The organism is Stenotrophomonas maltophilia, from assembly GCF_047497515.2.
Lineage (GTDB): Bacteria > Pseudomonadota > Gammaproteobacteria > Xanthomonadales > Xanthomonadaceae > Stenotrophomonas.
In genome coordinates this window covers 20,506-46,934 of sequence record NZ_JAXAXL020000005.1, presented here as the reverse complement: position 1 = coordinate 46,934, position 26,429 = coordinate 20,506, and the positions used below count along the sequence as shown (strand labels likewise).

Below are 26,429 nucleotides of genomic sequence, written 5' to 3'. Positions count from 1 at the left end.
CAGGGATGGGTTCACGGCGTCCCCGCAATCTGACACCGCCCCGCCATCCCGCGGAAAGCCCGCTGTTGCCGTTGCTTCGGCTTCGGCAGGTGCAGGGCGCAGCCCTGCCGAACCACCCCTACCTCCCCGGCAACTGCGCGAACGCGCGCTGCATGCAGTCCTCGCGCGGGCACACCCGGCACCCCGGGCCGATCGACACCGAGTTGCCCGGGCTCTGCACATCCAGCCCCAGCGAATACACCAGCCGCTCCGCATGCTGCAGGTCGCAGCCCAGCGCCACCGCGAAGGTCTTGCGCGGTTGGCCATGGCCCACCGGGCCACTGCTGACCTGCCGTGCCAGCCAGAAGTGGCGGCGGCCGTCGGGCATGCGCGCGGTCTGGGTCAGGATGCGACCGGGCTGGTTGAACGCCTCGTAGACGATCCACAGCGGGCACGAGCCGCCCACCTGGGAGAAATGGAAATCGGTGGCCGAATGCCGCTTGGACACATTGCCCGCGCGGTCCACGCGGATGAAGAAGAACGGCAGCCCGGGCGCACTGCGTCGCGCCAGCGTACTCAAGCGATGGCACACCGCTTCGAAGCCGACGCCGAACTGATGCGCCAGCAGTTCGATGTCGTAGCTGCTGGCCTCGGCCGCACGCAGGAAGCGCATGTACGGCATCACCAGCGCCCCGGCGAAGTAATTCGACAGGCCGATGCGCGCCTGCGCGATGCGCGCGTCATCGTGGAAGCCCGCGCGCGCGATCACCGCATCGATCTGCGGCAGGTAACCGTGCAGCGCCAGTTCGGCGGCCATCTGGAACGCCTGCTGGCCCGGCTCCAGGTAATCGGGCAACCACAGCCGCCGCGCACCGGCATCGAACTGGCGCTTCTCGCGGCCGGCCTGCAGTGCGGCCACTTCCACCAGCACGCCATGGCGGTCGGCCAGCAGCTGGCGCAGGCGCGGTGCCACGTGCCCAGGGGACAGTCCCCATTCGGCGAACAGGCGCTCGGCCAGTTCATCCAGCTCGGGAATGTGGTTGTGCATGCGGTTGAAGAACTCGCGCACCTGGTCGCCGGCCGGCAGGGTGCTGCCAGCGCCGGGCTCGCCCAGCTGGAACTCCAGTGCCGCCGCATGCTCGCGCAGGGCCAGGTGGCGGCGGTGCAGGTCGAGCAGGGCGCGGCTGACCTGCGGCAGGTTGCCGGCCAACGCACGCAGCTCGGTCGCGCTCACCTCGGCCAGGCCCAGGTCGCGCAGGGTTTCGCTGAGCGCCTCCTGCAGCGCGGCGGGCTCATCCTCGTCGAACAGCGCGGAAACGTCGCCCAATACCTCGCCCAGCTTCTTCTGCACCGCGGGTGTAAGTGGGCGCTTGTTGCGCTCGATCTGGTTCAGGTAGCTGGCCGACAGCCCCAGCGCCCGTGCCAGGTCGGCCTGGCTGTAGCCGCGCTGTTCGCGAAGGCGCAGCAGGCGCAGGCCAAGTTGTCGCTGAGGGGCTGAATAATTCACAGAATTAACATGAATCGTCTGGCGTGTTGGCCAGATTAAGCGGATTCAGCCCAGAAATCGAGGCGGGCGCTGTGAATAATGCCAAGCATCTTTCGCACCCCGTGGGATTGTCGTCATGACTGTTGCAGCGCCCCGTATCCGCATGCTGATCGATGGCCAGTTCGTTGAATCGGCCACCTCCCACTGGCAGGACGTAATCAATCCGGCCACCCAGGACGTGCTGGCCCAGGTGCCGTTCGCCACCACCGGCGAAGTGGACGCCGCCGTCGCCGCCGCCAAGGAAGCCTTCAAGACCTGGCGCAAGACCCCGATCGGCACCCGCGCGCGCATTTTCCTGAAGTACCAGCAGCTGATCCGCGAGAACATGAGCGAGCTGGCCCACATCCTCACCGCCGAACAGGGCAAGACCCTGCCCGACGCCGAAGGCGATGTGTTCCGCGGCCTGGAAGTGGTCGAGCACGCCGCCGCCATCGGCAACCTGCAGCTGGGCGAGCTGGCCAACAACGTGGCCAATGGCGTGGACACCTACACGATCATGCAGCCGCTGGGCGTGTGCGCGGGCATCACCCCGTTCAACTTCCCGGCGATGATCCCGCTGTGGATGTTCCCGATGGCCATTGCAACGGGCAACACCTTCATCCTCAAGCCGTCCGAGCAGGACCCGATGGTCACCATGCGCCTGGTCGAGCTTGCCCTGGAAGCGGGCATTCCGAAGGGCGTGCTGAACGTCGTCCACGGCGGCGAGGAAGTGGTCAACGCGATCTGCGACCACCCGGACATCAAGGCCGTGTCGTTCGTCGGTTCCACCCGTGTCGGCACCCACGTCTACAACCGCGCCTCGCTGGCCGGCAAGCGCGTGCAGTGCATGATGGGCGCCAAGAACCACGCCGTGGTGCTGCCGGACGCCAACAAGGAACAGACCCTCAACGCGATGGTGGGTGCCGCCTTCGGTGCCGCGGGCCAGCGTTGCATGGCCGCCTCCACCCTGGTGCTGGTCGGTGAAGCACGCAACTGGGTGCAGGACCTGGTCACCAAGGCCAAGACCCTGAAGGTCAGCGGCGGCACCGTGTCCGGCACCGATGTCGGCCCGGTCATTTCCTGCAGCGCCCGCGAGCGCGTGGAAGGCCTGATCGCCTCGGGCGTGGAGCAGGGCGCCAAGCTGGTGCTGGACGGCCGCAAGCCGCAGGTGGATGGCTTCGAGAAGGGCAACTTCGTCGGCCCGACCATCTTTGCCGGTGTCACCACCGACATGCGCATCTACCAGGAAGAAATCTTCGGGCCGGTGCTGGTCATCCTCGAAGCGGAAACGCTGGAAGAGGCCATCGCGATGGTCAACAGCAACCCGAACGGCAACGGCACCGCGCTGTTCACCCAGTCCGGCGCCGCCGCGCGCAAGTTCCAGGAAGACATCGACGTCGGCCAGGTCGGCATCAACGTGCCGATCCCGGTGCCGGTGCCGCTGTTCTCGTTCACCGGTTCGCGTGCGTCCAAGCTGGGCGACCTGGGCCCGTACGGCAAGCAGGTGGTGCTGTTCTACACCCAGACCAAGACGGTCACCGCGCGCTGGTTCGATGACGAAACGCTGAGCCATGGCGTCAACACCACGATCAGCCTGAAGTAACGGCAGGAGCAGCCATGAGCCACTCGATGACGACGGAACTGGAAGAAGCGCAGCAGGCGTACCGCGAGGCGGCGCGCGACTTCGCACAGGCCGAACTGGCGCCGCACGCCGCGCGATGGGATGCGGAGGGCATCTTTCCGCGCGAGGCGATCGCCAAGGCCGGTGAACTGGGCTTCTGCGGCCTGTACATGGACCCGGAAGTGGGCGGCAGCGGCCTGAGCCGACTGGACGCCGCCGTCGTCATCGAGGAGCTCGCCAACGTCGATCCGTCGACCGCGGCCTACATCAGCATCCACAACATGGCTTCGTGGATGGTGTCCAAGTGGGGCCAGCCGGCACTGCGCGATGCGTGGGGCCAGGATCTGGCCGCCGGCCTCAAGCTGGCTTCCTACTGCCTGACCGAACCGGGTGCCGGTTCCGACGCGGCCTCGCTGAAGACCACCGCCGTGCGCGATGGCGACCACTTCGTGCTGAACGGCTCCAAGGCCTTCATCTCCGGCGCGGGTGCCACCGAACTGCTGGTGGTGATGGCGCGTACCGGCGGTGCCGGTGCCGGTGGTGTCAGTGCGATTGCGGTGCCGGCCGACCTGCCGGGTGTCAGCTTCGGCCGCAAGGAAGAGAAGATGGGCTGGAACAGCCAGCCCACCCGTGGCATCACCTTTGAAAACGTCCGCGTGCCGGTCAGCCACCTTCTGGGAGAGGAAGGCGGCGGCTTCAAGCTGGCGATGAAGGGGCTGGACGGTGGCCGCATCAACATCGCCGCCTGCTCGCTGGGCGCTGCGCAGGGCTCGCTGGATGCCGCACGCCGCTACATGGGCGAGCGCCGCCAGTTCGGCAAGGCGCTGGCCGAGTTCCAGGCGCTGCAGTTCAAGCTGGCCGACATGGCCATCGAACTGGTCGCCGCACGGCAGATGGTGCACACCGCCGCACGCAAGCTCGATGCCGGTGCCAGCGATGCCAACGTGTGGTGCGCGATGGCCAAGCGTTTCGCCACCGATGCCGGTTTCAACGTCTGCAACGAAGCGCTGCAGATCCACGGTGGCTACGGCTACATCCGCGAATACCCGATCGAGCGCCTGCTGCGCGACTGCCGCGTGCACCAGATCCTGGAAGGCACCAACGAGATCATGCGGGTGATCGTTGCCCGTCACCTGCTCAACACCGAAGAGGAACTGCGATGAAGGATTGGCGTACCCAGGAGCACGTGGGCCTGAAGGTCGAGGCCGATGGCCACACCGCCGTGGTCACCCTGCACAACCCGCCGGCACACACTTGGACCGTGCACAGCCTGGCCGCGCTGCGCGACCTGGTGGGCGCGCTCAACGCGGACCGCGAGATCTACGCGCTGGTGATCACCGGTGACGGCGAGAAGTTCTTCTCCGCGGGTGCCGACCTCAACCAGTTCGCCTCGGGCGACAAGGCCGCCGCACGCGAAGCCGCACGCCGTTTCGGTGAAGCCTTCGAAGCGCTGTCCGGGTTCCGTGGCGTGTCGATCGCCGCGATCAACGGCTACGCCATGGGCGGCGGCCTGGAATGCGCGCTGGCCTGCGACCTGCGCATCATCGAAGAGCACGCCCAGGTCGCGCTGCCGGAGGCCACCGTCGGCCTGTTGCCGTGCGCCGGTGGCACCCAGAACCTGCCGCGCCTGGTCGGCGAGGGCTGGGCCAAGCGCATGATCCTGCTGGGCGAGCGCATCAACGCTGAAACCGCACTGCGGATCGGCCTGGCCGAAGAAAAGGTCGGCAAGGGTGAAGCCAAGGCGCTGGCACTGGAGTGGGCGAACAAGGCCGGCAAGCAGAGCCCGACCAGCATCGCCGCCTGCAAGACCCTGGTGCAGTCCACCCGCAGCGGCACCCATGCCTCGGCACTGGTGGCCGAGCGCGAAGCCTTCGTCGATCTGTTCGACACCGCCGACCAGGTCGAGGGCGTGACCGCGTTCCTGGAAAAGCGCGCCGCGCAGTGGAAGAACGCATGAGCACCGACACCGTTGCCGATGAAGCACCGGTGCTGTTCGAAGAGCGCGTGGCCGGCAACGGCACGCGCATCGGCATCGCCACGCTCAATGCGCCGCGTACGCTCAACGGTTTCTCGTTGCCGATGGCGCACCTGCTGCTGAAGCAGTTGAACGCCTGGGCCGACGACGACGCCATCGCGATGGTGGTGCTGCAGGGCGCCGGCGAAAAGGCGTTCTGCGCGGGCGGCGACCTGCACAGCCTGTACAAGAGCATGGCTGCCTTCCGCGAGGCCGGCCGCCGCGACATCCGCGAGAACGACTACGCTGCCGAGTTCTTTGACGTCGAGTACCGCGTCGACTACCTCATCCACACCTACGCCAAGCCGATCCTGTGCTGGGGCCACGGCATCGTGATGGGCGGCGGCATCGGCCTGATGTCCGGCGCCAGCCACCGCGTGGTCAGCGAGCGCTCCAAGCTGGCGTTCCCGGAAATCACCGTGGGCCTGTTCCCCGATGTCGGCGGCAGCTGGTTGCTGCCGCGCGTACCGGGCAAGGGGGGCCTGTTCCTGGCCCTGACCGGCGCGCTGCTCAATCCGGGCGATGCCATCTACGCCGGCCTGGCCGATGTGCACGTGGCCGAAGAACGCCGCAGTGCGGTGTTCGATGCGCTGCTGCAGGTAGCCTGGTCGGGCGATGCCGCGCACAACCACGAGCGCCTGAGCCAGCTGCTGCAGTCGCACGCCAGCGACGCCGTCACCGGCCCGCTGCTGGCCCATGCCGCGCAGGTGGATGCGTTGTGCGAAGGCGATGACCTGCCAGCCATCATCGACCGCATCAGTAGCCTGCAGGCCGACGATGCGTGGTTGCAGGCGGCACAGAAGACCCTCGCCGCCGGTGCACCCGGTTCGGCGCGGTTGGCGTTTGAACTGCAGCGCCGCAGCGCGGGCCAGGACCTGGCCAGCGTCTACCGGCTGGAATACATCACCGCGCTGCATTGCGCCGCCCACGGCGATTTTGCCGAAGGCATCCGCGCACTGCTGATCGACAAGGACCGCAACCCGCAGTGGAACCCGGCCACCCTGGCCGAAGCCACCACCGCATGGGCCGAGACCTTCTTCGCTTCCCCCTGGGCCGACGCCGCGCATCCGCTGGCCGACCTGGGCACTCCGCTTGCTGAAAGGAGCCTTGCATGAGCCGCATTGCATTCATCGGGTTGGGCAACATGGGTGGCCCGATGGCCGCCAATCTGGTCAAGAACGGCCACACCGTGCGCGTGTTCGATCTGGTCCCGGCCGCGGTGCAGGCCGCCGTCGATGCCGGTGCCAGCGCCGCATCCACCGCGCGTGACACCCTGGCCGATGCCGAGGTGGTGATCTCGATGCTGCCGGCCAGCCGCCACGTCGAAGGCGTGTACCTGGGCGAGGACGGCATCCTCGCCGCGATCCCGGCCGGTGCGCTGGTCATCGACTGCAGCACCATTGCGCCGGCCAGCGCCCGCAAGGTCTCTGAAGCCGCCGCCGCGCGCGGCCTGCAGATGATCGACGCGCCGGTGTCCGGCGGTACCGCCGGTGCCCAGGCCGGCACCCTGACCTTCATCGTCGGTGGCGAAGAGGACGCGCTGGAACGCGCGCGCCCGGTGCTGCAGGCGATGGGCAAGAACATCTTCCACGTCGGCGCCAGCGGTGCCGGCCAGGTCGCCAAGCTGTGCAACAACATGGCGCTGGGCGTGATCATGGCGGTCACCGGCGAGGCCATCGCACTGGGCGTGGCACACGGGCTGGACCCGAAGGTGCTGTCGCAGATGATGGCGGTCAGCACCGGCCGCAGCTGGGCCACCGAAGTGTGCAACCCGTGGCCGGGCGTGCTGGAAAACGCCCCGGCGTCGCGTGGCTACAGCGGCGGCTTCGGCAGCGATCTGATGCTGAAGGACATGGGCCTGGCGGTGGAAGCGGCGATGAGTGTCGGTGCCTCGATCCCGCTGGGCGAAGTGGCCCGCAACCTGTACTCGATGAATCACCAGGCCGGCCGCGGCAAGCTGGATTTCTCCAGCGTCGTGCAGCTCATCACGAGCGAGAAGTGACCTGGTAGTGCCGGCCGCTGGCCGGCAACCTCATGCCCCCCCTAGGGGACAACGAAGGTGGGATGGGCGGATGCCCGGTTTCGACCGGCATCCGCCCATTTTTTCTGCCCCGCGCGCGGGTAGTGCCGGCCGCCGGCCGGCATCACCGCATCAGGCAACGACCAGCGTCACGTCGATGTTGCCGCGGGTGGCGTTGGAGTACGGGCAGACGATGTGCGCCTTCTGCACCAGCTCTTCCACCTGCTCGCGCGGCACGCCCGGCACATTGATGGTCAGCTCGGCTTCAATGCCGAAACCGGTCGGGATCTGGCCGATGCCCACCTTGCCGGTGACGGTGGTGTCGGCCGGCAGCGCGACCTTGGCCTGGCCCGCCACGAACTTCAGCGCGCCCAGGAAGCAGGCCGAATAGCCGGCGGCGAACAGCTGCTCCGGGTTGGTGCCCGGGCCACCGGCGCCGCCCAGCTCGCGCGGGGTCGACAGCTGGATGTCCAGCACGTTGTCGGAGGAGACGGAACGGCCTTCGCGGCCGCCGGTGGAGGTGGCCTGGGCGGTGTACAGAACCTTTTCGATGGACATCGGGATGCTCCTGGTGGGTGGGTAGGTGGTGCGTTGGAGCTTACTTTGCCCGGTTTCCGCGTACGTTGGGTTGCAGTTCGTACGAATAATTTGATCGATCGTCCTGCCGGCCTAGAGCGTCCACTCGCGGTCGGTGGTGAACATGATGGTCAGCCAGCGGTCCGGCGAGGCCTCGCCCAGCGCGTCGCCGATCTCGTCGCGCAGCTGGTCCCATTCCACCAGCGGCCGCGGCGGGTCATTTTCCGGCACCACGAAGAACAGCTCGATCTGCTCACCGCGGCCCACCTGCGCCACGTAGCTGCGGTGCTCGACGAAGCCATGCTTCGCCACGATCGCGCGGGCCACCGCATCCACGTGCGTCTGCAGTTCCGGCGGGGTGACCAGCAGGATGCCGGCCAGCGCCCGGCGCACGGTGCCGAGCGGGGCGATCATCACCAGTACGCAGACGAAGGCGAGGATGGCCGGGTCGATGTACGGCCCCACCCATGCCCACGACGTGCCCTGCACCAGCGCGCCGCCGAGGAAAGCGAGCAGGTAGCAGGCCGACATGCTGGCCGCGATCACCCAGTTCTTCGCATCCAGCGCGATGAACTCCGACCCGATGCGGCGGTTGGCGCGCAGCACGAACCAGGCCAGCGCACTCTCGGCCAGCAGTGACAGGCCGGCAAAGATGATCGCCGGGCCCAATGCGATGTGGCGGCCACCGGACATCAGCGCATCCACCGCATTGACCAGCGCATACAGCGCCGCGCCGATCATCAGCGTGCCGCTGACCCCCAGCACGATCGGCTCCAGGTGCCAGAAGCCCATGGTGAAACGCTGGTTGAGCCGCGATTGCAGCGCATCGGTGTTGGTGGACAGCGCAATCAGCCGTGCAACCAGCAGCGACAGCCAGGTCATGACCACGTCGATCAGCCCGTAGATGCCGTCGAAGATGATCAGCGAGGAATTGGCCAGCAGGCCGAACACCACGGCGGCGACCGCCAGCAGCAGTGCACCGGCGATCGACAGGCGCAGCACGCCCTGTTCGGTGGCGGGGTCGAAGAAGTGCGGGCGATCGGTGGCCATGGCGCGATTGTAGAGCGGAGCCACGCTCCGCTGCCGTCGAAGTCGACAACCCTGTCCCCGGCAGTCGCAGTGGCGTAGACTGCGCCCCTCCCACGCATCGACCCCGCCCTGCAGTGATCACGCCACCCTGACCCTTGCCGCACATCGGCAGCCGGCCCGCCCGGCTCAGGAACCCGTGACTTTCCACTGCAGCGCCACGTGGCCATGCCCGCGTGTGCGCGGAGTTTTCCCATGCAAACGTCCTACCCCCTGCGCCAGCAATGGCTCGGCAATATCCGTGGCGACCTGCTGTCCGGCATCGTCGTCGCCCTGGCCCTGATTCCCGAGGCCATCGCCTTTTCGCTCATCGCCGGCGTCGATCCCGAGGTCGGCCTGTACGCCGCGTTCTCGATCGCGGTGATCACCGCCATCGCTGGCGGCCGCCCCGGCATGATCTCTGCCGCCACCGGTGCGATGGCACTGGTGATGGTCGACCTGGTCAAGGACCACGGCCTGCAGTACCTGTTCGCCGCCAGCATCCTGGCCGGCCTGCTGCAGGTGCTGGCCGGCGTGTTCAAGCTCGACTCGCTGATGCGCTTCGTCTCGCGCTCGGTCATCACCGGCTTCGTCAACGCACTGGCCATCCTGATCTTCCTGGCGCAGATGCCCGAGCTGATCGGCCGCGGCCCCACCGTCTATGTGCTGTGCGCCGCCGCGCTGGCGATCATCTACCTGCTGCCGCGCATCACTCGCGCCGTGCCGTCACCGCTGGTGGCCATCGTCGTGCTCACCGCCGTGGTGATCGGCTTTGGCGTGGACGTGCGCAGCGTCGGCGACATGGGCCAGCTGCCCGACAGCCTGCCGCACTTCCTCATTCCCGATGTCCCGCTCAGCTGGGAAACGCTGCGCATCCTGCTGCCGGTGTCAGCCACATTGGCGGTGGTCGGCCTGCTTGAATCGATGATGACGCTGCAGATCGTCGAGGACATCACCGAAACGCCCAGCGAGCGCAACCGCGAATGCGTCGGCCAGGGCGTGGCCAACACGGTCACCGGTTTCCTCGGCGGCATGGCTGGCTGCGCGATGATCGGCCAGTCGGTCATCAACGTGACCTCCGGCGGCCGCGGGCGCCTGTCCTGCCTGGTGGCCGGCGTGCTGCTGCTGGTGCTGGTGGTGTATGGCAGCGACCTGGTGCGGCAGATTCCGATGGCCGCGCTGGTGGCGGTCATGATCATGGTCAGCATCGGTACCTTCAGCTGGCGCTCGCTTAGCGACCTGCGCACGCATCCACGTAGTTCGTCAGCGGTGATGCTGCTGACCGTGGTGGTCACCGTGGCCGCCCACGACCTGGCCAAGGGCGTGCTCAGCGGCGTGCTGCTGTCGGCGCTGTTCTTCGCACGCAAGGTCGGCCGCATGCTGGAGGTGCGACGCGAGGATGCCGGTGACACGCAGGTCTACCGCGTGCGCGGGCAGGTGTTCTTCGCCTCGGCGGGGCAACTGGGTGTGGCGTTTGACTACCAGCACGTGGCGCCGAAGGTGCAGATCGATCTTCGCGATGCCCATCTGTGGGATCTGACCGCCGTGGCCGCATTGGAGCGCGCGCAGGAAAAACTGGCCGCGCATGGAGCACAGGTGACGGTGGTGGGGCTCAATGCCGCCAGCCAGACGTTGATCGAGCAGGTGGGTGGCGCGCGCGCGGGGCATTGAGTCCGCAGCGCGCCCAGGTAGCGCCGGGCCATGCCCGGCGAGCACGGCGGCGGCAATCAGGCGGTGCCTGCGGGTTGCTTGTCGGCTTGCACGATGAGATGCACGCCGAGCGCTGACAGTACCCGCTGCACGGTGTCGAAGCGTGGGTGTGCTCCGGGGCGCAGTGCCTTGTACAGGCTCTCGCGTCCAAGACCGGAGACCTCGGCAACGCCGCTCATGCCACGGGCGCGCGCCACTGTTCCGAGTGCCTCCTGAAAGTGGCCCGCATCCCCGGCTGCCAAGGCCTCGCTCAGATAGGTGGCGATTGCGACGTCGTCATCGAGGTAGTCGGCGGGATCGAAGCGTGTCTTCGCAGGGTGCCCCGCCGCCATTCAGCCACCCGGTGTAAACTATTGATCTCACTGGCAATGCCAGTCTCCACGATCAACGCCCCGATGACGTCCGCCACCGCCCGTTACGCCGATTCCCTGCGCCTGTCCGTCGCCCCGATGATGGACTGGACGGACCGCCATTGCCGCGTGTTCCATCGCGTGCTGGCCCCGGGCGCGCGCCTGTACACGGAGATGGTGCACGCCAACGCGGTCATCCACGGCGACCGCGAGCGCCTGCTCGGCTTCGACCGCAGCGAGCAGCCGCTGGCGCTGCAGCTGGGTGGTAGCGATCCGGCCCTGCTGGCGCAGGCCGCGCGCATCGCCGCCGACTGGGGCTACGACGAGGTCAACCTCAACTGTGGCTGCCCCTCCGACCGCGTGCAGGCTGGGCGTTTCGGCGCCTGCCTGATGCGCGAGCCGGTGCTGGTGGCCGAGTGCGTGGCGGCGATGGTCGATGCGGTGGATATCCCGGTAACGGTGAAGTGCCGCCTCGGCGTGGATGAAGACAACGATTACGACGTATTTGCCGCCTTCGTCGATCGCCAGGTCGCCGCCGGTGCGGCGATGGTGGTGGTGCACGCCCGCAACGCGTGGCTGAAGGGGTTGTCGCCGAAGGAGAACCGCGAGGTTCCGCCGCTGAAGTACGACTGGGCCTATCGCCTGAAGCAGGAGCGCCCGGCGCTGCCGGTGGTGCTCAACGGCGGCCTGGCCAGCCTTGAGGCGGTGCAGGCACAGGCCGCGCACGTCGACGGCGTGATGCTGGGCCGCGCGGCCTACCACGACCCTTACCTGCTGCATCAGCTGGAGGCGCTGCACACCGGCGCCCCGCTGCAGGCCCGTGGCGATCTGCTGCGCGCGCTGCGCCCCTATGTGGAAGCGCGCCTGGGCGAAGGCCTGGCGCTGAAGCACATCACCCGCCATCTGCTCGGCCTGTTCCACGGCCAGCCCGGTGGCCGCGCATTCCGCCAGGTGCTGAGCGAGGGCGCACACCGCCCGGGCGCCGACTGGACCCTGGTCGAGCAGGCGCTGGCGGTGACCGAACGCGAAGCAGATCGCGCCGCAGCGTGACCGAAGTCACATTCCTGACTTGACAAGGGACGAGGATTCGTCCCGAATGTTCACTTAGCTGAACAACACGACGGTGGGGCCGGAAAAGTTCAGACCGGATTCACTGCTCCAAACCAAGAATTTGCAAAGGATTTGTAAAGCGCCGGGTCTCGAACCCGGTCCCCGGATTTACGACTTTTGAACGAATCGCCGTGCTCGGCTAGGATCGCATCGATGTCTTCCGCTCCCTTCCATCGCCGCATTGCCCTGGCCACCTGCGTGGTGCTGGCGGCTGCGCCGTTGTCTTCGGCGCTGGCGCAACAGCCGCCGCGTGGCGACCAGGGGCGCGCGGAGATGATGGAGCGGGGCGAGCGCGGTGGCCGTGGCGACGAGCGTTCGCTGTCCGATGCCGTGCGCCGCGTGCAGCGCACCACCGGGGGCCACATCCTCGGTGCCGAGCGGGTGCCGTTCGATGGTCGTGACATCAACCGGGTGAAATACATGGACGACCGGGGCCGGGTCCGCTACATGGACGACCCCGCCCCGTCGCGTTCACAGCCGCGCACGCCGCGGTCGGATATGTCATCACTACGCGGCGATAACCCCTGAACAGGGATAGTTGTCGCCATCAACCCGTACCCACAGGCCTCCGGGCCACACCCAGGACACTAGGGAGAGTTCATGCGTATCCTTCTGGTCGAAGACGAAGCCCCGCTGCGTGAGACCCTGGCAGCCCGGCTCAAGCGCGAAGGCTTTGCCGTCGATGCTGCGCAGGACGGCGAGGAAGGCCTCTACATGGGCCGCGAAGTTCCGTTCGATGTCGGCATCATCGACCTCGGACTGCCCAAGATGTCGGGCATGGAGCTGATCAAGGCCCTGCGTGACGAAGGCAAGAAGTTCCCGGTGCTGATCCTGACCGCGCGTTCGAGCTGGCAGGACAAGGTCGAGGGCCTGAAGCAGGGTGCCGACGATTACCTGGTCAAGCCGTTCCACGTCGAAGAGCTGCTGGCCCGCGTCAACGCGCTGCTGCGCCGCGCTGCAGGCTGGAGCAAGCCGACCCTGGAATGCGGCCCGGTCGCCCTGGATCTCGCCGCGCAGACCGTCAGCGTCGCCGGCAGCAATGTCGACCTGACCAGCTACGAGTACAAGGTGCTGGAGTACCTGATGATGCATGCCGGTGAACTGGTCTCCAAGGCCGACCTCACCGAGCACATCTACCAGCAGGACTTCGACCGCGACTCGAACGTGCTGGAAGTCTTCATCGGCCGCCTGCGCAAGAAGCTGGACCCTGATGGCGAACTGAAGCCGATCGAGACCGTGCGCGGTCGCGGCTACCGTTTCGCGATTCCGCGCAACGAGGGCTGAGCCGGCTCACCCTGGCGATAACACGATGTCCGGCCGTCTGTGGTTCTTCCGACGCTGGCGGCCGCGCTCTCTGCAGGCGCGCCAGATGCTCGCCGCTTCCGTGGGCCTGGTCGCGTTCCTGGCCCTGGCCGGCTACGCGCTCGACGCCGCCTTCGCCGATACGGCGAAGGCGAACCTGCGTGAGCGCCTGAAGAACTACGCCACGGCCTATGCGGCCGGCATCGACTTCACCCGCGACCGCTCGCTGTACATCCGCGAGCAGCCGCCGGATCCGCGCTTCGACGTACCCGGCAGTGGCCTGTACCTGCAGGTAGTGATGCCTGACGGCAAGGGCAATTCAATGTCCGCCGAAGGCCCCATGCTGCCCACCGTGGGCGGCGGCCTGCTGGCCCCGCGCCAGGAAGTATTCGAAGGCCCGCTGCCGATGATCCAGATCGATGGCAGCCAGGGTTCGGTGTACCGCTATGGCCTGGGCCTGGTGTGGGATGCCGACGCCGATCCGGCCACCGAATTCCCGTACACCATCTACGTGATGGAAGACTCGCGCGCGCTGGGTGCGCAGCTGCGTGTCTTCCGCGGCCGCGTCTGGTTCTACCTGGGCGGCATCGGCCTGATCCTGCTGCTGCTGCAGACCGTCATCCTGCAGTGGAGCCTGCGCCCGCTGCGCCGCGTGATCACCGAGCTGACCAAGGTGCAGCGTGGCGAGACCGCGCGCATGAGTGAGCGCCATCCGCGCGAGCTGGAGCCGCTGACCGACAGCATCAATGCCTTCATCGAGAGTGAGCGCGAGAACCTGGAGCGCCAGCGCAACACCCTGGCCGACCTGGCGCACAGCCTGAAGACGCCGATCGCGGTGCTGCGCACGCAGATGGACAGCGGTGCCGGTGATGGCGCGCTGCGCGAGGAACTGGACGTGCAGCTGCAGCGCATGAACAACCTGGTCTCGTACCAGCTGGCGCGCGCGGCGTCGTCGGGCCACAAGCTGTTCTCCGCGCCCCTGCCGATCGAATCCAACGCCGAGGAAATCGTGCGCGGCCTGGAAAAGGTCTACGCGTCGAAGGGTGTGCTGTGCGAATTCGACATCGACCCGGCCGCGCGCTTCCATGGTGAACCCGGCGATCTGCAGGAACTGCTCGGCAACCTGCTGGAAAACGCCTTCAAGTGGGCCAATCGCCGCGTGCTGCTGACCGCGCAGCCGCTGCCGGCCCCGAACGCGCGCCGCGCCGGCCTGCTGCTGGCGGTGGACGACGATGGCCCGGGCATCGCCCCGGACGATATCGGCAAGGTGCTGCAGCGTGGCGTGCGCGGCGACGAGCGCGTGCAGGGCCATGGCATCGGCCTGTCCATCGTGCAGGACCTGATCAAGGACTACCGCGGCGAACTGGCCGTCGGCCGTTCCAGTGAACTGGGCGGCGCCCGCTTCGAAGTGCGCCTGCCGCCGGGGCCGTAAACCGCGCGTTCCCGTCCGCCGGGCATCGCCTGGCGCAACAACGCGTGGTGTCCCGGTAGTGCCGGCCGCTGGCCGGCAACCTCAAGATCTTAGGTGGCAGATTGCCGGCCAGCGGCCGGCACTACCGTATTTCGATCTTCGGCGGCTCGCCATACAGCCGCCGCAGCTGCGCGGCCACTTCCGGCAACGCCTGCTGCAGAAGGTCGGGTGCAGAGAAGTGGTACTCGCTGGCCACTGCGAAGAACTCTTCCGGCGCCTCGGCCGCATACGGATCGATCAGCGTTTCCTCACCGGCATCCACCTGCGCGCAGAACGCATCGTAGGCACGCTGGAAAATGCCCGCCCATTCGCGCTGCCATGGGCGTGGCAGCGGCGGGGTGCCGTCCATCGCACCATCCAGCGCATCCAGCTTGTGCACCATCTCGTGCACGGCCACGCAGTAACCCTCGTGCGGTGCGGCCAGGTCGGCCTGCACATCGGCCCAGGACAGGATCAACGGGCCGCTGTCCCACGATTCGCCAATCAGTTCGTCATCCCATTCGTGCAGTACGCCGGCCGCGTCCATGTGGCTGCGGTGCACGCGGAACGCATCGGGGTAGACGATCAGCTGCGACCAGCCTTCCAGCCCCACTTCGCCGAACTCCAGCAGCGGCAGGCAGCACAGCGCGGCCAGCAGCACGCCATCGCCGGGCTGCAACTGCAGCTCGCCGATCGGGGTAAGGGTCTTCTCGTGCAGGAAGCGCGTGGCCAGCACCCGCAGGCGCGCGCGGCGTGCGTCGTCCAGGCCGTGCAGCCACGCAGCGCGGCGGCAGGCGTCCTCCCAAAGTGCATCGTCAATCGGCCGCGGCGCAGGCCGCAGCCAGCGCAGCAACGACTTGATCAGCGGAACATTCCCGGCAGGTAGCTGTGCCACTTCGGCGCACGGATGCGCTGCAGCACGTCGTCATCGCTGCCACCGCCGCCGGTGCTGCCGTTGGCCGCCGGGCGTACCGGCGCCGGCTTGGCGGCAGCTGCCGAAGCGGTCGCGGTCGGTGCACGCTGCGAAGCGGCATCGCCGTTGGAGGACACGCAGGCGCCACGGCTGTCGTCCAGCGCTGCCGTCGCAGACGCCGCGAAGGGCATCGTCAGCAGGATCAGGCAATGGGCATAACGGCGCATTGACGACATCCACGTTAAGGGAAGGTGAGTTCCCGATTCTAGCCCGAACCCGAGGCCCCGTTGGAAGCCCCTGCGGAACCCAGAGTGGCAGGCGTCGCTGGCGGCTTTCCCGCATAATTCCGTTCTGACTTCGTGGAAGCTGCCGTGGACGATCGCCAATTGCTGGCCAAACTCGCTGCCGGTCGCCTGTCCGGCGACGCCCTGGCCCGTGAGCTGGGCCAGACCCGGGCGGCTATTTGGAAGCGTATTCAAGGACTTAGGGCTGCCGGCGTAGACGTCGAGGGCCGCGCTGGCGAGGGCTACGGCCTGACCCGACCGGTCGACCTGCTGGACCCGGACGCGATCCGCGCCGGCCTGCCTGCCGCGGTTCTGCCGCTGCTGCACGACCTGCAGGTGGCCTGGACGGTGGACTCCACCAACGCCGAATTGCTGCGTTGCAGCGCGCCCCAGCGCGGAGTGAGCGTCCTTCTGGCCGAACGCCAGACCGGTGGCCGCGGCCGTCGTGGCCGTACCTGGGCCTCGCCGCTGGCCGCGCATATCTACCTGTCGGTGCTGCGCCTGTACTCCGGTGGCTTGGGCCGCCTGGCCGGGTTGAGCCTGGTGGCCGGCATCGCCGTGGCCGAAGCGCTGCATGACCTCGGGTTCACCCAGGCGCAGCTGAAGTGGCCGAACGACCTGATTGTCGATGGCAAGCGCAAACTGGTCGGCCTGCTCGCCGAAGGCGGTGGCGAATACGCCGGCCCGGCGCGCGCAGTGATCGGCATCGGCATCAACACGCACATGCCGCCCGCGTTCGCCGAACAGATCACCCAGCCATGGGTGGACCTGGATACGCTGGCCGGCAAGCCGGTGGACCGCAACGTGGTGGTCGCCGCAGTGCTGACGCGCCTGCTGCCGGCGCTGGAGCAATTCGATCGCGAAGGCCTGGCGCCGTTCCTGCCGCGCTACGCCGCGTTCGACATGCTGGCCGGGCGCGAAGTGCGCGTGGAGCTGGAAGGGCAGTGGCAGCATGGCACCGCACTGGGCCTGGCCGATGACGGCGCGCTGCGCGTGCGCATCGATGGCCAGGAACGCCTGCTGCACGCCGGCGAAGTCAGCGTGAGGGCGGCATGAGCGATTGGTTGTTCGACCTGGGCAACTCGCGCTTCAAGTTCGCGCCGTTGCAGGGTGATCGCGCTGGCGATGTGCAGGCCTGGGCGCATGGCGCCGAAGGCATGGCCGGGCAGCCGCCGCACAGCCTGCCCAGCGGCACCACCGCGTTCGTCGCCAGCGTGGCCGCACCGTCGCTGACCAGCGCCATGCTGGACCAGCTGCAGCGCCGCTTCGAACACGTGCACGTGGTGCGCACCAGCGCCGAGTGTGCCGGCGTGCGCATTGCCTATGCCAAGCCGGAAAAGTTCGGTGTTGACCGCTTCCTGGCCCTGCTGGCTGCGGCCAAGGCGCAGTGCCCGGTGCTGGTGGTTGGCGTGGGCACTGCGTTGACGATTGACCTGCTCGACGCCGAGGGCCAGCACCATGGCGGCCGTATCTCCGCATCGCCCACCACCATGCGCGAAGCGCTGCATGCGCGTGCGGTGCAGCTGCCGGCCACCGGCGGCGACTACAGCGAATTCGCCAACGACACCGCCGACGCGCTGGCCTCCGGCTGCGATGGCGCCGCGGTGGCGCTGGTCGAACGCAGCGCGCAGCAGGCGCACGCGCTGCTGGGCGTGGCACCGTCGCTGCTGGTGCACGGGGGGGGCGCACCGGCGCTGATGCCGCTGCTGCCCGGCGCCGACTACCACCCCTCGCTGGTGCTGGATGGCCTCGCCCGCTGGGCGGTGCACCAGCCCGCAGGCTAGTATCCGCGCATGCTGACCCGTGCCCTGATCGTCGTACTGGCCATCCTCAATCTTGGCGTCGCCTGCTGGTGGCTGCTGCGCGATGCGCCGCAAGCGCCTGCGCCGCCGCCGCAACCGGCCGGCGTGGCCGAACTGCGTTGGGTGCCGGGTGGGGCTGATGCGACGGCCGCTGCCGAAGCCACCGCTGCCGCCCCGACCGCATCGCTGATGGAGCGCGGACCGGCCGAGAAGACCGCGGTGGCAGCGACGCCCGCGCCTGCGGTGCCGGCCAAGCCCGAGCCCACGCCTGTTGCCGCAACGGCCAAGCCGGTGACGCCACCCGCGCCGACCCCGGCACCTGAGAAGCCCGCGACCCCGCCTGCGGCCCCGGAACCGCCGCGCTGCGTTGCACTGGGCCCGTTTGCCGACCGCGCCGCGGCGACCGCCGCGCAGGGCAAGGCCGGCAACGCCATCAGCCAGGTGCGCCTGCGCGAACAGCCCGCTGCCAGCGGCAGTGCCCGCTATCGTGTGCTGCTGCCGGCTGCCGCCAACCGGGAAGAAGCGCAGGCCACGGTGAAGCGCATCGTCGCCGCCGGCCTGAGCGACTACTACATCATCAGCCAGGGCGAGGACATCAACGCCGTGGCACTGGGCCAGTACCGCAACCGCGAAGGTGCCGAGCGGCGCATGGCAGCGGTGCAGGCCGCCGGCTTCCAACCGCGCCTGGTGGCCAGCGGCGACGCCGGCCAATGGTGGCTGGAAGGCCAGCTGGCGGCGGGCACGCAGCCGGCCCAGGCCCAGCAGCGCAGCGGCGCGGCCCAGAGCCGGTCGCTGGAATGCACGCGGTTGCGCTAGAATCCCCGGACCGCGGCACTGCCGCCGGTGATCCATCCTTGCCGCTTTAGCTCAGTTGGTAGAGCAACTGTCTTGTAAACAGTAGGTCATCCGTTCGATTCGGATAAGCGGCACCACTTGGGATTTGCTGAAACGCCATTGAAAATGGATGTTTCAACGAAGAAGGCTAGCGCGGTGTGCTGCTCGTGTGGCTTAGCCCGCATTGAAGCACGATTGCCACGCCCACGAGGACTTCGCCGACCATGAATGGGACTAGAAATTCCATCTGACATGGATTCGCCTATGACCGGCCCAATACTTCCGCATGAGGAAGGATGACGCTCAGGCGCTGCTATTAAATGACTGGCGTCGGCTGCCGCCCAGGGCCGAAATCCTACAGTGCGCGTGTTTCACGCGGCGCGGTATCGGATCTGAGATAAGCCGGATGGCATGCGGCCACAGCTGGGCGCTTCTGAACCATGCAAGGGTTCGACTTCATCGAAATTCCAAGCGAAGTCAATAGCCATCAATGGCCCTGAGTATGGCTGATACTCGTACCGAATTGATGGGAGACCGTTCGGCAAGCGTTTCAAGCGCACTGCGGATTCGGCGTTGCGCAACGGCCACGTGTTCACCACCCTGAAATTGCATGCTAGTAGTGATAAAGGTTCTAGACGTTCGACCCGGATTACGTTCAAACCAATGAACTACCTCCTCAAGGTCCGAGCGGGAGATCGTATGGAGCGCTCGGTCAAGCGAGCCTTGGCCTCGGGCTACGGTATCCAAGGCTTCGTCCAAGTCGGGCTCGGTAGTTTCCTCTCGCTCCGCTAGGTCCAATGCACTAATGAACCCTGCGTCGGTAAGCGGGCCGAAGATCTGAGCCTCATGCAGAGAGAGCTCCCGCCGCCGCGCGCCCCGACGCGGGGCGATCCAGTTTGCGATGAAGGCATCGGCAAGCTGATCCTGCCCCAGCTGCCTCATCAGCGCAATCGAAGAATTCGCGTTCATTGCGTGCATGGTCGAAGCTGCTGCTGGGAACGCCTCGGCGAACTTGGCAATGACATCTTCTGAATTGTCGTCGAACGAGTTGTGATAGGACTCCCATGCCAAAGTGAAAGCTTGGTCTGCGCTGTTTGCTTGATGCGCAGATTCCATTCGAGCGACTTGGGCAGTGAACGCTGCAACGTCAGGATAGCCGTCCCGGACGTAGGCCGTCACCGCGAGATCAAGCTCGTCCGGGTAGAAGTCAACCTTGCTCAGAATGGCCTCCCATCGTTTCTCTTCCTCAGTGTGCTCACCATCGCTCATCGCGAACGCGAATCGATTGTGAGCAAGTGCTCGATCCATGGGCGGAGCTCCCTCTCCCGAGGCGTTGTGGCAGTACACGTACAGAGCCAGCGTTGCGCCGATCTGGAACTGAGTCGGGCCCGATGCAGCTGGAAATAGTTCGGTGAGGGGTGCAATTGCGTCCTTTACACGGGTCATGATGCGCATGTTACTTACGTCCAGTTGCATCAGAACGTGGCGCGCGCCTCTGTACCATTCATTCTGAACGTCGGTTCCTAGAATTATGTCGATGCACATTTCACTTGATGGGCGATATGTCACTTCTGCATTGAAAACCTTCTCTCGGTATTTGTTCCAATCATCGATGCCGTCCATAGTGGTGTCATTCAAGATCAGCACGACAGCGCATTGCCGCTCTTCGCATAGGAAGGTTACTAAACCCAAAACTTCTTCCAGATTGAGATCTTTCCCCCTTCTTTCGAGGTCATCCAGGCAGATGAGTCGCTCTCTCACTTGAGAGAAAGCAATCGTTCTGTAGAGCGCGTTTAGGTTGTTTAGCCAAGGGTTCTCGATCTGCGTCGCGGATTCAACAATGGCTCGCCCGGACACTTTTGATTTTATCCGTTCCCACCAAGTCGGCTCGGCCAGCGGAGGGCCTGCGTCGATCTCCCGCTGAAAGATCGCCAGCTTCAAATCTTCGAGACTGTTGACTCCGAAGAGAGACACATAGCTGTACTTGGCACGCGGTTGGTGTGGCGTGGACTCGACTAGGTTGCGCCACAAATGGGTCTTACCTCGCCCCCAGCCTCCAATCAGAGCTACTGCTCGCGGTTGTGGCGAGGAAATCAAGCGAACGAGCGTGGACTCTGCGGTCATTACGAGGCTCCTTCCGGTGAGCATGTCAGTTGCCCTGCGTAGGCAGCGCAAACGTCATTCAGGTTAGGTGTGAATCTCCGCGCGCACAAGCCGGCGTATCTACTCGTCTTGCGGTCAGACCCATGGGTTGCCTTTTCTGAAACCCCTGCAGGATTCCCACCCCTGTATGACGTTATCCGTGGCTCCTAAGCTCCCGCTTGCCCTATGGCGATGGTTCTATAAACGCGCCAGCAGATCCTCGATGACTACAGCCACAAAACGCGGTGCAGCTCGCCGAAAACGTAGATCGCAGAATTGCTCACTTCGGAGATGACTTGGCTGATCCAGATGGGGAAAGCCAAAAGCACTGCCCCGTATAACGTTAGCCAACACGAGAAATACACGTATCTAGACGTTGAGGCAGCCGCCAAGGGGATCAGCACCTCCCGCTGATGCCGCAGTACCGCGAGTATCGCATCATGTCGTCTATCGGAGAACGCAAATCTCTTTTCAGTAGTCGAGTGGAGAATGTTGACTCTGCTCTTTAGCTGGTCGAGTCGAGCGCTAAGTGAATCCAGGCTTGGCGGGGGCTGGCCCATGATTCCGGACTCGTCAACAAAAGTGGCACTAGGAGCAGGCTCTTGTGGTAAAAAATCCTTTGGTGACATGTGTTCTACTTTCCGCGCTCGTCTAGACGCTGTGTATGCCGACACGAATGAGGCAGATAATCCAAGAAACGTGCAGCCCAGGCCGAATGCGGCTAGCAGCTGTGGTGGATAGAACCTTCCCAAGATGATGGTGATCGCCAGAATGGTGACGGTAACGCTGAGCCAAGCGAGTATATTCATTAGTGAGTTGGCGCTGTGCATGGTTGGGTCTTTGAGGTTTTCCATAGATTAGAGAAGATTGCTTTGTTCTCTCAAGCACGTAACCGAGTTTGCTCGTACCGATGGCCCGTATCGGTCGGCTCAGCGAAAGCCATCTGGGCGATCACCGCTATCTGGCCGATGGCGTTTCCGAACTGCGCATCGATGTGGGACCGGGTTACTGCGTGTACTACACCCTGCGCGGCAGGCAGTGGGTGATTCTGCTGGCTGGCGGCGACAAGGGTACGCAGCAACGCGACATCGAGAAGGCCAGGGAGATTGCGCGTGCCTTGTAGGCGTCGAACGGGCTGTAGGTGAAACGACTCACTACCGAAGTACTGGAGCTGTCCCATCATGGCCATCAAGAAGAAAGTCGAACTCAAAGCATTTGACGTGGCCGAGCACCTTCGCACACCGGAGGAGATGGCGGCCTATCTCGATGCCTGCATCGAAGAAAGCGATGGCGATTCTGCGTTCATTGCCAAGGCACTTGGCGATATCGCGCGCGCCCAGGGGATGAGCAAGGTCGCACGTGCGGCGGGCCTGTCGCGTGAGAGCCTGTATCGCGCACTGTCGGGCGAGCGCAGCCCTGATTTCGCGACCATCCTCAAAGTGACCCGCGCCCTGGGTGTACGCCTGCATGCCAGCGCAGCATAAGCACACGCGCCGATCTTGATGCGTCGGCGCGCCGCCGGTCGCAAAGGCGGTGGAACGAACATGAAAAAACCGCCTTTCGGCGGTTTCTTCGTCCCAAGCCGGTGAGTCAGCTCAATGCATGACGTGGGCAGATCCTTCGATCAACGCGGCTGACACTGCCAACGCAGCCTCAGCTACGTACCTGCAACGCCACATACTCCGCCAACCCCCGGCAGGCCAGCATCAGCCCCTCGCGCGTGCCATCGCCGATATCGTCTTTCTCTTCCCCATCCACGCGAACGCGCTCGGCGGCGTGATACAGCTCCAGCACCGACACCAGACCCACTGCGGCACGATCCCTGCGCGCGGCGGCCACCGCTTGCCCGGGCGAGCTGGCCGGCCCCTGCCACGGCTGTCCGTCGGCGGCATCGCCGGCCTGGATGTGCCGCAGGCAGGCGGGAAGGTTGATGGGCGCGGGCGCATCGTTTGCCGCGGCGAAGGCGGCTTCCAGGGGCTGCGCCAACTCCAGCGGCAGGTGCAGGGCGGCGTCGCCCAGCGTGGCGGTCAGGTACGGATAGAGCGTCTTGGACATGCGGGCATCCTCGGCAGGAACAGAGGTGCCACCGGAAGAGGGTGGCAGGCGATGCGTGGCTTCCAAGACCGGTAATCGATGAGCCGGTGGGCACGGGGCCCCCACGCACCGCCCGCCGTCGATCGGCGAACGGATTGCCAGCCGACGCCGCTCTTGGGAAGACGGCGCCGGCTGGCAAGCGTATACAGCTTCGATTAAACGGGCTTGGAAGTCCCGGCCACCTTTGCAGGGGGCGATTCATCATGCACACGGCAAATCACCGCCTACCAGTCGTTTGTTCCGATGGCATCGTGTGATCTGAAAGGAAAAATGAATTATCGCGATTGGCCTGTTTCGCGCATTTGCATGTCAAAAACGACATATCGCGCATCGCACGGATTCGCTTGGAAATGGCGCGCAGCTACGCAGGCACCTGCGGGCAGGGCGAAATGGCGTGTAAAGCCAGCTTAACTTCCAGCCTGAAACTTCTACCCCATCATCATAAGCGGCCAGGGCGCAAAAAAGTGGCCCGCTGGAGGACTTGCGCTGCGTTACGAGCGCCTGTTCGCGCTCACGTGTGTGGCGGGGCAGTGGCGATTGGCGTGCTGAAGAAGCGCCTGCTCCGTACCAACGCGTGGTCGTCGGCGGTTCCCTCAACGCGACTGGCCACGCTGTCAGCCGCCGCTCTTCCGCAGCAGCACCCACGCCAGCATCAGGGCGAACATGCCGACGATGGTCAGGCCGAACCACAGCGCGGCCACCTTCACGTTGCCGATCAACGCCGCCAGCATGCGGTGCAGTTCGCTTTTCAGGATCGGGTATTCAGCGTGCGCCTTGCGCAGGCGCTGCCAACCCAACCCGAGGAACAGCAGAAACGAGAAGGGCGTCAGAAGGAGCGTCGCCTGCATCAGCCAGCCGTTCGGCGATGCATCGATGGAGTTGCTCAACAGAACCGCAAAAACGGCGATGGGCAGCGCCGCCATGAAAAAGCGGGGCCAGGCGGTGTTGATGAAGGGCGACATCGCAATCTTCCGTGAAGCGGGGGCGGGTCCGCGCGGCATCATGCCATGCCAATTCACTGCTGCACCGCCGCGAGTGGTGTCACACAGCTCTGGCTAGACTGTGCTTCTTTTTCCCCCGCAGGAGGCACCCATGGCCCATCCCATCTCCGTATCGCTGATTGGCGTTCCCACCGACGTGGGTGCGGGCCATCGCGGTGCCCGGCTGGGGCCGGAAGCGCTGCGCGTGGCGGGCCTGCCGGAGGCGCTGGAGGCGCGCGGCGTGGACGTGCGTGACCTGGGCAACCTGGACGGCCCGCGCAACCCGTGGACCGCGCCGGTGGAAGGCTACCGCCACCTGGATGAGGTGGTGGCGTGGAACCATGCCTTGATGGAAGCCAGCTATGCCGAACTGCAGGCCGGCCGCATGCCGATCATGCTCGGCGGCGACCACTGCCTGGGCATCGGTTCAATCACCGCCGTGGCGCGCTGGTGCCGCGAGCAGGGCAAGACCCTGCGCGTGCTGTGGCTGGATGCGCATTCGGATTTCAACACCAGCGATGTGACCCCGTCGGGCAACATCCACGGCATGCCGGTGGCCTGCCTGTGCGGCCTCGGCCCGGATGCGCTGACCCAGCTGGGCGGCACGTCGCCCGCGATCACCCCGGCGCAGATGCACCAGATCGGCATCCGCTCGGTGGACCCGGAAGAGAAGCGCCTGATCAAGACCCACAAGGTCGATGTCTATGACATGCGCTACATCGACGAGAACGGCATGAAGCGCACCGTGGAAGCGGCGCTGGCCGGCATCGACGAGAACACCCACCTGCATGTCAGCTTCGATGTGGACTTCCTCGACCCGAGCATCGCGCCGGGCGTGGGCACCACCGTGCCGGGCGGGGTGAACTACCGCGAGGCACAGCTGGTGATGGAGATGATCGCCGACACCGGGCGCATGGGCTCGCTGGACATCGTCGAGCTTAACCCGTTGTTGGACAAGCAGAATGCGACCGCCGAACTGGCCGTGGACCTGGTCGAAAGCCTGTTCGGCAAGTCCACCCTGATGCGCGACTGAGCCTTTGGCCTGAACGGATCTGTGATCCGTTCACACCCGCTCCACGCGTCTGCCGCCAGATTGCACTTCACGCGGCGGCGGTGGGCATTGGCCTTCTTCCGCCGAGCGAAAGAATCCCATCCGCGAATTGAGCGGTGTAGCGGCAAACCCAAGGAGAAGCCCATGAAGCGCGTAGTTGCCCTGATGCTGTTGTCGATGTTCTCGGTGGCCCTGCTGGCCGGTTGCAACACCATTGCCGGTGCCGGCAAGGACGTGCAGAAGGCGGGCGAGAAAGTCGAGGACACCGCGAAGGGCCGTTGAGCCCTGGACGGAACGGAAAGAGAAGAAGGGCCGGGGACAACCCCGGCCCTTTTTTTTGCGCGCCTTCCGCTGCACGGCTGTCGAAGCGGAGTGAACCATTCAAGCAGGTGAGCATGTATTTCATGGCGGGTTGACCGGCATTCAACAGCCACTGCGCGAAGCTGGAGCCACGGTAAGAACGCCGTTGCAACCAAGGACTCCCAGCAATGAACAAAGACATCATTTCCGGCAAGTGGTCGCAGCTGAAGGGCAAGGCCCAGGCCAAGTGGGGCGATCTGACCAACGACGATTTCGATGTGGCCGAGGGCAATGCCGAATACCTGGCGGGTCGCCTGCAGGAACGTTATGGCTGGGCCAAGGACCGCGCTGAGAAGGAAGTCCGTGAGTTCCAGGACAGCGTGAGCAAGGACTACCCGGACTACAAGTAAGCACCACGGTTTCCCCCACGCGTTTCCCCCACAACACGACGCCCGCACCGTGAGGTTGCGGGCGTTGTGCTGTCTGGGCGGCGCGATCAACGTGCCGGCGGGTCCGGCACGTAGCGGTTGGGGAAGGCCTGCGGTTCGCGCGGCAGGCGCGATGGCGCGTCTACCAGGATGCCGCGTGCACGCAGGTTGCGCGCGCTGTCGTAGCGCAGCTGCAGCACCTGTGCCGGGCTGCGGCTGGCGCGCTCGAAGTCGGTGTCGCGCACCGACGACTGTTCGCGTGCGCCGTGGCCGGTGCCCAGCGCCGGTGCCTGCGACTTGCTGGCATAGCCCTCGATGCGGCTGGCGCTGGCATCGGCGGCGGCTTCGGCCGCCGGGGTCGGTGCAGGCAGGCCACGGCGCAGGATCGGCTCGGGGCGCCAGCGACGCGCTTCCTCGAACACGGCCACGCCGACCACGCCGATGTTGTCCGGGCGGCCGGTGCGGTTGGCATAGCTGCCGCTGGGGCTGCTGAACACGAACTGCGCCACTTCATCCTGGCTCTTGCGCCAGCCAGTGATGTCGGCGCGCTGGCCGGGGTTGAGCACGTAGCCGGTCTGCGAGGGGTCGGCATCCTCGCCGGAAATGGCATTGATGCCGTCCACCGACAGCACCACCAGCACCCGGCGCGGGCTGTCGTTGTACAGGCGCACGGCGTAGCGATGGCCACGCTCGCCGGCCACCCAGCGCTGGCCCTCGGCGGGGTAGCTGCGCAGTTCGGTGCCGCGGTCGCGGTCGACCAGGGCCATGCGCACCGGGCCGCCCGGATAGGCCGGCGGCGGAGGCGGGGCCGGGCGGAAGCCGGCCAGGGGCAGGATCAGCAGCAGGGGCAGCAGGCGTTTCATCGGGCGTCTCCAGCGG

General features: G+C 66.1%; 28 protein-coding genes and 1 tRNA gene. 19 read left to right on the top strand and 10 right to left on the bottom strand.

Annotation, left to right across the window (positions count from 1 at the left end; all coding sequences use genetic code 11):
• Positions 1–118: 118 nt before the first annotated feature.
• On the bottom strand, positions 119–1,486 hold the full coding sequence (locus ACMZPQ_RS09920; protein WP_197580994.1) for a helix-turn-helix domain-containing protein: 1,368 nt from the start codon (positions 1,484–1,486) through the stop codon (positions 119–121).
• 115 nt (positions 1,487–1,601) lie between these two features.
• On the opposite strand from ACMZPQ_RS09920, the gene ACMZPQ_RS09915 reads away from it, so the two are divergent.
• Genes ACMZPQ_RS09915 through mmsB form a run of 5 tightly spaced genes read left to right on the top strand, consistent with a single transcriptional unit; the run spans position 1,602 to position 7,141 of the window.
• Complete coding sequence (locus ACMZPQ_RS09915; RefSeq protein ID WP_197580993.1) at positions 1,602–3,107, top strand: CoA-acylating methylmalonate-semialdehyde dehydrogenase; 1,506 nt, start codon at positions 1,602–1,604, stop codon at positions 3,105–3,107.
• Positions 3,108–3,133: 26 nt separating this feature from the next.
• Complete coding sequence (locus ACMZPQ_RS09910; RefSeq protein ID WP_495495832.1) at positions 3,134–4,288, top strand: acyl-CoA dehydrogenase family protein; 1,155 nt, start codon at positions 3,134–3,136, stop codon at positions 4,286–4,288.
• A complete protein-coding gene (locus ACMZPQ_RS09905) occupies positions 4,285–5,082 on the top strand; it encodes an enoyl-CoA hydratase (protein WP_197580991.1) in 798 nt (265 codons plus the stop codon). The genes ACMZPQ_RS09910 and ACMZPQ_RS09905 overlap by 4 nt, the downstream gene beginning before the upstream one ends.
• Positions 5,079–6,254 carry an enoyl-CoA hydratase/isomerase family protein gene (locus ACMZPQ_RS09900; RefSeq protein WP_197580990.1) on the top strand — a complete coding sequence of 392 codons (1,176 nt, stop codon included), beginning with the start codon at positions 5,079–5,081 and terminating at the stop codon, positions 6,252–6,254. The genes ACMZPQ_RS09905 and ACMZPQ_RS09900 overlap by 4 nt, the downstream gene beginning before the upstream one ends.
• Positions 6,251–7,141, top strand: coding sequence for a 3-hydroxyisobutyrate dehydrogenase (gene mmsB / locus ACMZPQ_RS09895; RefSeq protein WP_197580989.1), 891 nt, complete (start codon positions 6,251–6,253; stop codon positions 7,139–7,141). The genes ACMZPQ_RS09900 and mmsB overlap by 4 nt, the downstream gene beginning before the upstream one ends.
• 150 nt (positions 7,142–7,291) lie before the next feature.
• Here mmsB and ACMZPQ_RS09890 read toward each other — a convergent pair whose 3' ends face one another.
• Both ACMZPQ_RS09890 and ACMZPQ_RS09885 read right to left on the bottom strand, forming a co-directional pair.
• The gene (locus ACMZPQ_RS09890; RefSeq protein WP_005411948.1) at positions 7,292–7,717 is read right to left on the bottom strand and encodes an organic hydroperoxide resistance protein; all 426 of its coding nucleotides are present in this window, start codon (positions 7,715–7,717) and stop codon (positions 7,292–7,294) included.
• Between the two features lie 111 nt (positions 7,718–7,828).
• Entirely contained in the window at positions 7,829–8,785 is a 957-nt protein-coding gene (locus ACMZPQ_RS09885; RefSeq protein ID WP_197581009.1) for a cation diffusion facilitator family transporter, read from the bottom strand.
• 231 nt (positions 8,786–9,016) lie between these two features.
• Here ACMZPQ_RS09885 and ACMZPQ_RS09880 point away from each other — a divergent pair, with 231 nt between their 5' ends.
• A complete protein-coding gene (locus ACMZPQ_RS09880) occupies positions 9,017–10,471 on the top strand; it encodes a SulP family inorganic anion transporter (RefSeq protein ID WP_414485959.1) in 1,455 nt (484 codons plus the stop codon).
• Positions 10,472–10,527: 56 nt separating this feature from the next.
• Here ACMZPQ_RS09880 and ACMZPQ_RS09875 read toward each other — a convergent pair whose 3' ends face one another.
• Entirely contained in the window at positions 10,528–10,842 is a 315-nt protein-coding gene (locus ACMZPQ_RS09875; RefSeq protein WP_197580987.1) for an addiction module antidote protein, read from the bottom strand.
• Between the two features lie 36 nt (positions 10,843–10,878).
• On the opposite strand from ACMZPQ_RS09875, the gene dusA reads away from it, so the two are divergent.
• From dusA to ACMZPQ_RS09855, 4 genes are all read left to right on the top strand, one after another.
• Positions 10,879–11,910: a tRNA dihydrouridine(20/20a) synthase DusA gene (gene dusA / locus ACMZPQ_RS09870; protein WP_197580986.1), complete on the top strand. Its 1,032-nt coding sequence runs from the start codon at positions 10,879–10,881 to the stop codon at positions 11,908–11,910.
• Positions 11,911–12,123: 213 nt separating this feature from the next.
• Positions 12,124–12,498 (top strand): hypothetical protein, encoded by a 375-nt coding sequence (locus ACMZPQ_RS09865; protein WP_005407693.1) that lies wholly within the window; start codon positions 12,124–12,126, stop codon positions 12,496–12,498.
• A 72-nt stretch (positions 12,499–12,570) separates the two neighbouring features.
• Positions 12,571–13,254 (top strand): response regulator transcription factor, encoded by a 684-nt coding sequence (locus ACMZPQ_RS09860; RefSeq protein ID WP_004136763.1) that lies wholly within the window; start codon positions 12,571–12,573, stop codon positions 13,252–13,254.
• A 25-nt stretch (positions 13,255–13,279) separates the two neighbouring features.
• The gene (locus tag ACMZPQ_RS09855) at positions 13,280–14,704 is read left to right on the top strand and encodes an ATP-binding protein (RefSeq protein WP_197580985.1); all 1,425 of its coding nucleotides are present in this window, start codon (positions 13,280–13,282) and stop codon (positions 14,702–14,704) included.
• A 121-nt stretch (positions 14,705–14,825) separates the two neighbouring features.
• On the opposite strand, the gene ACMZPQ_RS09850 is transcribed toward ACMZPQ_RS09855, so the two are convergent.
• Complete coding sequence (locus ACMZPQ_RS09850) at positions 14,826–15,617, bottom strand: M90 family metallopeptidase (protein ID WP_197580984.1); 792 nt, start codon at positions 15,615–15,617, stop codon at positions 14,826–14,828.
• Positions 15,584–15,862: a hypothetical protein gene (locus ACMZPQ_RS09845; protein ID WP_197580983.1), complete on the bottom strand. Its 279-nt coding sequence runs from the start codon at positions 15,860–15,862 to the stop codon at positions 15,584–15,586. The genes ACMZPQ_RS09850 and ACMZPQ_RS09845 overlap by 34 nt, the downstream gene beginning before the upstream one ends.
• A gap of 144 nt (positions 15,863–16,006) precedes the next feature.
• Here ACMZPQ_RS09845 and birA point away from each other — a divergent pair, with 144 nt between their 5' ends.
• The 4 genes from birA to ACMZPQ_RS09825 all read left to right on the top strand — a co-directional run bounded on the left by birA (position 16,007) and on the right by ACMZPQ_RS09825 (position 18,653).
• On the top strand, positions 16,007–16,975 hold the full coding sequence (gene birA, locus ACMZPQ_RS09840) for a bifunctional biotin--[acetyl-CoA-carboxylase] ligase/biotin operon repressor BirA (protein WP_197580982.1): 969 nt from the start codon (positions 16,007–16,009) through the stop codon (positions 16,973–16,975).
• Complete coding sequence (locus ACMZPQ_RS09835; protein WP_197580981.1) at positions 16,972–17,703, top strand: type III pantothenate kinase; 732 nt, start codon at positions 16,972–16,974, stop codon at positions 17,701–17,703. Before birA ends, ACMZPQ_RS09835 begins: the two co-directional genes overlap by 4 nt.
• A gap of 9 nt (positions 17,704–17,712) precedes the next feature.
• Positions 17,713–18,537, top strand: a complete 825-nt coding sequence (locus ACMZPQ_RS09830; protein WP_197580980.1) for an SPOR domain-containing protein — start codon at positions 17,713–17,715, stop codon at positions 18,535–18,537.
• 40 nt (positions 18,538–18,577) lie between these two features.
• Positions 18,578–18,653: transfer RNA gene (locus tag ACMZPQ_RS09825), tRNA-Thr, on the top strand.
• Between the two features lie 379 nt (positions 18,654–19,032).
• Here the strand turns inward: ACMZPQ_RS09825 and ACMZPQ_RS09820 are convergent.
• Positions 19,033–20,679 carry a hypothetical protein gene (locus ACMZPQ_RS09820; RefSeq protein WP_197580979.1) on the bottom strand — a complete coding sequence of 549 codons (1,647 nt, stop codon included), beginning with the start codon at positions 20,677–20,679 and terminating at the stop codon, positions 19,033–19,035.
• A 928-nt stretch (positions 20,680–21,607) separates the two neighbouring features.
• Between ACMZPQ_RS09820 and ACMZPQ_RS09815 the strand changes: the two genes are divergently transcribed.
• Complete coding sequence (locus tag ACMZPQ_RS09815) at positions 21,608–21,820, top strand: type II toxin-antitoxin system RelE/ParE family toxin (RefSeq protein WP_197580978.1); 213 nt, start codon at positions 21,608–21,610, stop codon at positions 21,818–21,820.
• A 58-nt stretch (positions 21,821–21,878) separates the two neighbouring features.
• Entirely contained in the window at positions 21,879–22,181 is a 303-nt protein-coding gene (locus tag ACMZPQ_RS09810; RefSeq protein WP_004136950.1) for an addiction module antidote protein, read from the top strand.
• A gap of 169 nt (positions 22,182–22,350) precedes the next feature.
• On the opposite strand, the gene ACMZPQ_RS09805 is transcribed toward ACMZPQ_RS09810, so the two are convergent.
• A complete protein-coding gene (locus ACMZPQ_RS09805; protein WP_197580977.1) occupies positions 22,351–22,752 on the bottom strand; it encodes a hypothetical protein in 402 nt (133 codons plus the stop codon).
• Between the two features lie 653 nt (positions 22,753–23,405).
• Entirely contained in the window at positions 23,406–23,753 is a 348-nt protein-coding gene (locus ACMZPQ_RS09800) for a hypothetical protein (protein ID WP_197580976.1), read from the bottom strand.
• A 130-nt stretch (positions 23,754–23,883) separates the two neighbouring features.
• Here ACMZPQ_RS09800 and rocF point away from each other — a divergent pair, with 130 nt between their 5' ends.
• The 3 genes from rocF to ACMZPQ_RS09785 all read left to right on the top strand — a co-directional run bounded on the left by rocF (position 23,884) and on the right by ACMZPQ_RS09785 (position 25,532).
• Positions 23,884–24,804, top strand: a complete 921-nt coding sequence (gene rocF / locus ACMZPQ_RS09795) for an arginase (RefSeq protein WP_008268266.1) — start codon at positions 23,884–23,886, stop codon at positions 24,802–24,804.
• Positions 24,805–24,966: 162 nt separating this feature from the next.
• The gene (locus ACMZPQ_RS09790) at positions 24,967–25,104 is read left to right on the top strand and encodes an entericidin A/B family lipoprotein (protein ID WP_008266021.1); all 138 of its coding nucleotides are present in this window, start codon (positions 24,967–24,969) and stop codon (positions 25,102–25,104) included.
• Between the two features lie 206 nt (positions 25,105–25,310).
• Complete coding sequence (locus ACMZPQ_RS09785; protein ID WP_004137109.1) at positions 25,311–25,532, top strand: CsbD family protein; 222 nt, start codon at positions 25,311–25,313, stop codon at positions 25,530–25,532.
• Positions 25,533–25,618: 86 nt separating this feature from the next.
• Here the strand turns inward: ACMZPQ_RS09785 and ACMZPQ_RS09780 are convergent, their stop codons facing one another.
• Positions 25,619–26,413: a hypothetical protein gene (locus ACMZPQ_RS09780; protein ID WP_197580975.1), complete on the bottom strand. Its 795-nt coding sequence runs from the start codon at positions 26,411–26,413 to the stop codon at positions 25,619–25,621.
• Between the last annotated feature and the right edge of the window lie 16 nt (positions 26,414–26,429).

What these genes read in the sequence shown, in the direction of transcription:
- ACMZPQ_RS09820 (WP_197580979.1), bottom strand. Translation starts at nt 20,679, where the DNA reads ATGACCGCAGAGTCCACGCTCGTTCGCTTGATTTCCTCGCCACAACCG.
- dusA (WP_197580986.1), top strand. Translation starts at nt 10,879, where the DNA reads ATGCCAGTCTCCACGATCAACGCCCCGATGACGTCCGCCACCGCCCGT.
- ACMZPQ_RS09785 (WP_004137109.1), top strand. Translation starts at nt 25,311, where the DNA reads ATGAACAAAGACATCATTTCCGGCAAGTGGTCGCAGCTGAAGGGCAAG.
- ACMZPQ_RS09915 (WP_197580993.1), top strand. Translation starts at nt 1,602, where the DNA reads ATGACTGTTGCAGCGCCCCGTATCCGCATGCTGATCGATGGCCAGTTC.
- ACMZPQ_RS09830 (WP_197580980.1), top strand. Translation starts at nt 17,713, where the DNA reads ATGCTGACCCGTGCCCTGATCGTCGTACTGGCCATCCTCAATCTTGGC.
- ACMZPQ_RS09900 (WP_197580990.1), top strand. Translation starts at nt 5,079, where the DNA reads ATGAGCACCGACACCGTTGCCGATGAAGCACCGGTGCTGTTCGAAGAG.
- ACMZPQ_RS09860 (WP_004136763.1), top strand. Translation starts at nt 12,571, where the DNA reads ATGCGTATCCTTCTGGTCGAAGACGAAGCCCCGCTGCGTGAGACCCTG.
- ACMZPQ_RS09905 (WP_197580991.1), top strand. Translation starts at nt 4,285, where the DNA reads ATGAAGGATTGGCGTACCCAGGAGCACGTGGGCCTGAAGGTCGAGGCC.
- ACMZPQ_RS09800 (WP_197580976.1), bottom strand. Translation starts at nt 23,753, where the DNA reads ATGTCGCCCTTCATCAACACCGCCTGGCCCCGCTTTTTCATGGCGGCG.
- ACMZPQ_RS09810 (WP_004136950.1), top strand. Translation starts at nt 21,879, where the DNA reads ATGGCCATCAAGAAGAAAGTCGAACTCAAAGCATTTGACGTGGCCGAG.
- ACMZPQ_RS09875 (WP_197580987.1), bottom strand. Translation starts at nt 10,842, where the DNA reads ATGGCGGCGGGGCACCCTGCGAAGACACGCTTCGATCCCGCCGACTAC.
- ACMZPQ_RS09815 (WP_197580978.1), top strand. Translation starts at nt 21,608, where the DNA reads ATGGCCCGTATCGGTCGGCTCAGCGAAAGCCATCTGGGCGATCACCGC.
- ACMZPQ_RS09805 (WP_197580977.1), bottom strand. Translation starts at nt 22,752, where the DNA reads ATGTCCAAGACGCTCTATCCGTACCTGACCGCCACGCTGGGCGACGCC.
- ACMZPQ_RS09890 (WP_005411948.1), bottom strand. Translation starts at nt 7,717, where the DNA reads ATGTCCATCGAAAAGGTTCTGTACACCGCCCAGGCCACCTCCACCGGC.
- ACMZPQ_RS09865 (WP_005407693.1), top strand. Translation starts at nt 12,124, where the DNA reads ATGTCTTCCGCTCCCTTCCATCGCCGCATTGCCCTGGCCACCTGCGTG.
- rocF (WP_008268266.1), top strand. Translation starts at nt 23,884, where the DNA reads ATGGCCCATCCCATCTCCGTATCGCTGATTGGCGTTCCCACCGACGTG.
- ACMZPQ_RS09790 (WP_008266021.1), top strand. Translation starts at nt 24,967, where the DNA reads ATGAAGCGCGTAGTTGCCCTGATGCTGTTGTCGATGTTCTCGGTGGCC.
- ACMZPQ_RS09855 (WP_197580985.1), top strand. Translation starts at nt 13,280, where the DNA reads ATGTCCGGCCGTCTGTGGTTCTTCCGACGCTGGCGGCCGCGCTCTCTG.
- ACMZPQ_RS09885 (WP_197581009.1), bottom strand. Translation starts at nt 8,785, where the DNA reads ATGGCCACCGATCGCCCGCACTTCTTCGACCCCGCCACCGAACAGGGC.
- ACMZPQ_RS09845 (WP_197580983.1), bottom strand. Translation starts at nt 15,862, where the DNA reads ATGCGCCGTTATGCCCATTGCCTGATCCTGCTGACGATGCCCTTCGCG.
- ACMZPQ_RS09835 (WP_197580981.1), top strand. Translation starts at nt 16,972, where the DNA reads ATGAGCGATTGGTTGTTCGACCTGGGCAACTCGCGCTTCAAGTTCGCG.
- mmsB (WP_197580989.1), top strand. Translation starts at nt 6,251, where the DNA reads ATGAGCCGCATTGCATTCATCGGGTTGGGCAACATGGGTGGCCCGATG.
- ACMZPQ_RS09910 (WP_495495832.1), top strand. Translation starts at nt 3,134, where the DNA reads ATGACGACGGAACTGGAAGAAGCGCAGCAGGCGTACCGCGAGGCGGCG.
- ACMZPQ_RS09880 (WP_414485959.1), top strand. Translation starts at nt 9,017, where the DNA reads ATGCAAACGTCCTACCCCCTGCGCCAGCAATGGCTCGGCAATATCCGT.
- ACMZPQ_RS09780 (WP_197580975.1), bottom strand. Translation starts at nt 26,413, where the DNA reads ATGAAACGCCTGCTGCCCCTGCTGCTGATCCTGCCCCTGGCCGGCTTC.